This window comes from Micromonospora sonneratiae, from assembly GCF_042679305.1.
Classification (GTDB): domain Bacteria; phylum Actinomycetota; class Actinomycetes; order Mycobacteriales; family Micromonosporaceae; genus Micromonospora_H; species Micromonospora_H sonneratiae.
Genome location: NZ_JBHTMP010000131.1, coordinates 1 through 5,512, shown reverse-complemented (window position 1 = coordinate 5,512; position 5,512 = coordinate 1). Strand labels below are relative to the sequence as shown.

Genomic DNA, 5,512 nt, shown 5'->3' with positions numbered 1-5,512 from the left:
GGTGACCGGGTCGGCCTGCTGGTGGAGCCGTCCGCGGCACTGCCGGTCGGGCTGCTGGCGGTGCTGCAGTGCGGGGCGGCGTACGTCCCGATCGATCCGCGCACCCCCGCCGCCCGTGCCAGCACGATGCTCGCCCAGGCCGGCTGCGCCGTCGTGCTCGTGCACGAGCAGACCCGCGCCGCCGCGGCGACACTGGGACCCGTGCCGGTGTCGATCGAGACCGGCCCGGACATCGCCGACGTCGGCCACCCGCCGCCCGCCGACGTGGTCGCAGCGGCGGGCGTGGCCTACGTCATCTTCACCTCGGGCAGCACCGGGCGCCCGAAAGCCGTCGCCGTGTCCCACGCCAACGCGCTGACGCTGGCCGCCGCCGCAGCGTCCGTCTACGGGCTGACCCCGGCGGACCGGGTGCTGCAGATGGCGTCACCGGCCGTGGACGTGTCGGTGGAGGAGTTCTTCGGAGCCTGGCACGCCGGCGCGGCGGTCGTCATGCACGACCCGGCCCGGGAGGAACTCGCCGACGTCGTCGCGAGCCGGCGCCCCACTGTGCTGAACCTGCCCGCCAGCCGCTGGCACGAATGGACCGCCGATCTGGTCGCCCGGGGGCAGTCCGTGCCCAGCTGGGTCCGGCTGGTCATCGCCGGCAGCGAGCGGGTCGACCCGTCGCGGGTACGGGCCTGGCAGACCGGACCGGGGCGGGGCGTGCGGCTGCTCAACGCCTACGGCACGACCGAGGCGACGGTGTCGTCGGTGTGGTACGACACCGCACACCTGGCCCGCGACGCCGCGTACACCAGGAACGTGCCGATCGGCGGCCCGCTACCGCACGTACGGTGCCACGTCCTCGACAGTGCCGGCGACCCGGTGCGGGCCGGCGTCGCCGGCGAGCTCTACCTCGGCGGGCCCGGCGTGGGCCTGGGCTACCTCGGCGACCGCCAGGCGACCGCGCAGTCTTTCCTGCCCGACCCGTACGCCGCCGAACCCGGGGCACGCATGTACCGCACCGGCGACCGGGTGCGCCGCCTCGCCACCGGTGAGCTGGACTTCCTCGGCCGTTTCGACACGCAGGTGAAGGTCCGCGGCTCGCGCATCGACCTCGGTGAGGTGGAGCGGGCCGGCGCGGAGGTCACCGGGGTGGCGCAGTTCGTCGCCGACGTCCGCGACGACGAGAACGGCGTCGCCCGCCTGATCGGCTACCTGGTGCCGGCCGCCGACGCGGCACAGGGCCTGGCCGAGGACCGGGTCGAGCAGTGGCGCCTCGTCCACGACGAGGACGGCTACCACGACGTCGTGGGCGCCGCCGACTTCAACACCAGTGGCTGGCTGAGCAGCTACACCCGGGAGGCCATCGCCGAGCACGAGATGCGCGAGTGGCTCGAGGCCACGGTCGCGCGCATCGGCGAACACCCGGCGCGGTCGGTGCTGGAGATCGGCTGCGGCACCGGCATGATCCTCTTCCGGGTCGCGCCAGGCGTCACCCGCTACCTCGGCACCGACCTCGCTGCGGGGGCGCTGGCGTACGTCGGCGGCAACCTCGCCGCCGCCGGGCTCGACGACGGCCGGGTGGAGCTGGTCGAGGCCGCGGCCGACGACTTCACCGCCATCGGTGACGAGCGCTTCGACCTGATCATCATCAACTCCGTGGCCCAGTACTTCCCGGACCTGGCGTATCTGGAGCGCGTCCTGGGACAGGCATGGCAGCGGCTGCGACCGGGCGGCCGGATCTTCCTCGGCGACGTGCGCGACGTGACGACCCTCGCGGCGTTCCACCTGTCGGTGCGCCGGTCGCGGCCCGGTGCCGACCAGGACCCGGCCACGCTCGCCACTGAGGTCGCCGAACTCGTCGAGACCGACAACGAACTGTGCGTGGCACCGGCCTGGTTCGCCGGGTTCGCCAGGTCCCTGCCGGACGCGCTCGCCATCAGCGAGGTCAAACGCGGTCGCGCCGACACCGAGATGAACCGGTTCCGCTACGACGTGTCGCTGTGGCGGCAACCGCGTACCACGCCGGTCGAGCAGCCGGTCCGCCACGACGGGCCGGTGACCGAGGCCGGGTACGCGACGCTGCTCGACGGGCTGCGCGGGAAAGCACTGCTGCTCACCGGTGTGCCGGACGCCCGCAGCCACGCCGAGGTACGCCTGGTGGCCGGGCTCAGCCCCCCGAACCCGGCACACCTGGTTCTGCCCGACGACCTGATCGAGGCCGCAGCCGTCCGTGGCTACGCCGCACGGGTCAGCCCCGCCGGCAGCGGACTGCTCACCGTCCTGGTGTCGGCCCCCGCACCCGGGATCGCGACGGCACCCGACGACGGCGCGGCGGACGCACACACCGGCGTGGCGGCGAACCAGCCACTACGCGCGGCCCGCGACCGCACCCTGATCGCCCGGGTCCGCGAGCAACTCACCCGAACCCTGCCGGCGGCCATGATCCCGACACGGTTCGTGATCGTCGACCAGGTGCCGCTGACGGTCAGCGGCAAGGTGGACCGGCCACGACTGCCCGCACCCGCCCGCTCGCTCGGCGGCGCGGGCCGGGTCGAGGCCAACACCGACACCCAGCGCGCGCTGTGCGGGATCTGGGCGCAGGCGCTGGGCCTGAGCAACGTCGGCATCCGGGACAACTTCTTCGAGGTCGGCGGAGACTCCATCAGCTGGCTGCAGATCATGTCCCGCAGTGCCCGCGCCGGATACCGGTTCGGCGCCCGCGACATCTTCGACCACCAGACCATCGAGCAGCTCGCGCAGGTGCTCGACGAGCGCGGCAGCCTGCCGGCTGCCGCGACACCGGCCCGGCCACGAGGCGCGGACAGCGCCGGGCCGACCCCGATCCAGCGCTGGTTCTTCGACACGTTCACCGACGGCCGCCACCACCAGAACCAGTGCCAGTGGTACGAGCTGAGCGCCCGCTGCGCCACCGAGACGGTCAACCGGGCGGTGAACCGGGTCGTCACCCACCACGACGGTCTGCTGACCCGGTTCACCGGCGGCCCTGAAGGCGTACGCCAGCACCGCGCCGCCGAAGACACCGCCCGGCTGCCCGTACGCGAGGTCGGCCTCACCGGTCTGCCCCCGGCCGAACGCGACGCAGTGCTGCGCGCCGAGAGCGACCGTGCCCAGTCGTCGATGCACATCACCGATGGCCCCCTGTACGCCGTCGTGCTCTTCCGCACCGACGACGGCGAGCCGGACCTCGTGTTCTGGTGTGCACACCACCTCGTGGTCGACGCCGTGTCCTGGCGCTACCTGACCGAGGACCTGGACGCCGCGCTCGAAGCTCTGACCGGCGGTGCCGAACCCGTGCTGCCCGCCGCCGGGGCCGACACGCTGGCCTGGGCGCGGTGGTCACAGGAGGAAGCCGGGCGGCTGTCCGACGACGAGTTGGCCTACTGGCGCAGCACCGCCTCGGCGGCCCCGTTCGCGCTGCCCGAACGCCACCCGCAGGCTTCACCACTGGCGCGCGACGGACACCTGGTCTCGCGGGTGCTGCAACTGGCCACCCGCGTCGAGCAGAGCGGCGAGGCGTTCCTGGCGACCTGCCTGAGCGCGGCCCGGCCCGTGCTCGCCGACGCCACCAGGGTCGATGCGGGCACGGTGTGGCTGGAGTTCCACGGCCGCCCGCTGGACCCCGACGCCCCCGACGTCACCCGCACCGTCGGATGGTTCACGGCCCTGTTCCCGTTCCTGCTCACCGCCGAGCCCGGCGGTGTGCGGGGACGCCTGAACGCGGTGCCGCACGGCGGCTCGGGCTACGGCAGGGCCCGCTACCTGCGCGGCGAGCCGCTGAACCCGGGCGCGAACGTCGTCGTCAACTACCTGCCGCCCGGGGCTGCGGCCCACGGGCGGATGCTGCGGGCCGCACCCCACTACGCCGCCGTCACCGGTCCCGTCGCCGCCCCCGAGTCGGTCATGCCGTTCGCGGCCGAACTACACATGGGACTCGACGCCGGCGGCGCGCTGACCGTCGCCGCCCAGCTCGGCGCCCGCTACTTCGACCCGGCCGAAGCCGAGGCGTTCATCGAACGGCTCGCCGCGAGCGTGGCGGCAGCGTTCGGCACAGCGGCACCCGAGGCGGGTGAGGACCGGTTCGAACTGCTGCCCGACGCGGTGCGGACCAGCGACTTCGTCACCGAGCTGCGCGGGCGCCCCGACGTCACCGCCGCGTACGCGCTCGCACCCGTGCAACGCACGATGCTGTACCGGCACCTGATCGACCCCGCCGACGACGTCAACTACAACGAGTTCGTGCTGGAGCTGACCGGGGACCTCGATCCGGTCGCGTTCGCCCACGCGTGGCGGTCGCTGGCGCAGCGGCACGAGGTGTTGCGCACCTCGTTCGTGTGGACCGGCACCCCGGAACCGATCCAGCTCGTCCACCGCACCGCGCCCGAGATCGCCGTCCACGACCTGAGCGGCTATCCGGACGCCCCGCAGCGCCTGGACCGGCTGCGCGCCCGGGACCGGGCCGCGCCGCCCGCGCTGCACGGCGCACCGCCGTTCCGGCTGACCCTGGCGACCCTGGCGCCCGGCGAGCACCGCCTCGTCTGGCTCGACCACCACATCCTGCTCGACGGCTGGTCCTCGGGCATCCTGGTGGGCGAGCTGATGTCCGCGTACGCCGACGTCATCGCCGGACGGGCGCCGCTGTCGACGCTGCCGCCGCCGGTGCGCTACCGCGACTACCTGCGCTGGCTGAGGCAGCGGTCCACGGCCGCGGCCAGCGCCTACTGGCGTGAGGCGTTCGCCGGGTTCAGCGGCCCGACCAGGCTGCCGCTGGACGGTCCACCGCCGGTGTCCCCGCCGTCGGCGCACGACTTCCACGACGTGGAACTGCTGCTCGACAGCGAGCTGCGGACCGGACTGCACGAGCTCGCGGAGCGGTCGCACACCACTCTGGGCAGCCTCTACTACGCGGCCTGGGCGGCGTTCCTGCAGCGCCAGGCCGCCGATGCCCGGGTCGTGTTCGGGGTGGCGCAGAGCGGCCGTCCCGCCCCGCTCGGCGACGTCGACACGATGGTCGGCATGTACATGTCGACCCTGCCGATGGTGGTGCCCGTCGAGCCCACGCAGACCGTCGCCAGCCTCGTCGCGGCGGTGTCGGAGCAGGGTTGGCAGCTCATGTCGGTAGCCGGCGCCGGATCGCTGTGGGACGTCTACGACTGGGCCGACGTGCCGGTGAGCCGGGCGCTGTTCCACAGTGTCGTCGTCGTGCAGAAGTTCGCCCGGACCGCCGTCGAGCAGAAGTTCGCCCCGACCACCGTCGAGCAGAAGTTTGCCCCGACCACCGTCGAGCAGAAGTTCGCCCGGACCCCCGTCGAGCAGACGCGGCTGCCGCTGCGCGCCCGGCTGACCCCCACCCGCACGGCGACCGGGTTCCCGCTGACGCTGGTGGTCGACCCGGACGGCGGCGCGCTGCGCATCGTCGGGGACCGCCGGTGCCTGTCGCCCGACACGTCCCGTCAGGTGCTCGACGCGTTCGCGGCGCTGCTGCGCCACACCGTGGCGGCGCCGGACG

Annotated in this window: 1 protein-coding gene; it reads left to right on the top strand. The window is 73.8% G+C overall.

Translation table 11 applies throughout. The features are described from left to right. On the top strand, positions 1–5,512 hold a 5,512-nt coding region (locus tag ACFQ4H_RS34440), incomplete at both ends, for an amino acid adenylation domain-containing protein (RefSeq protein WP_377579418.1).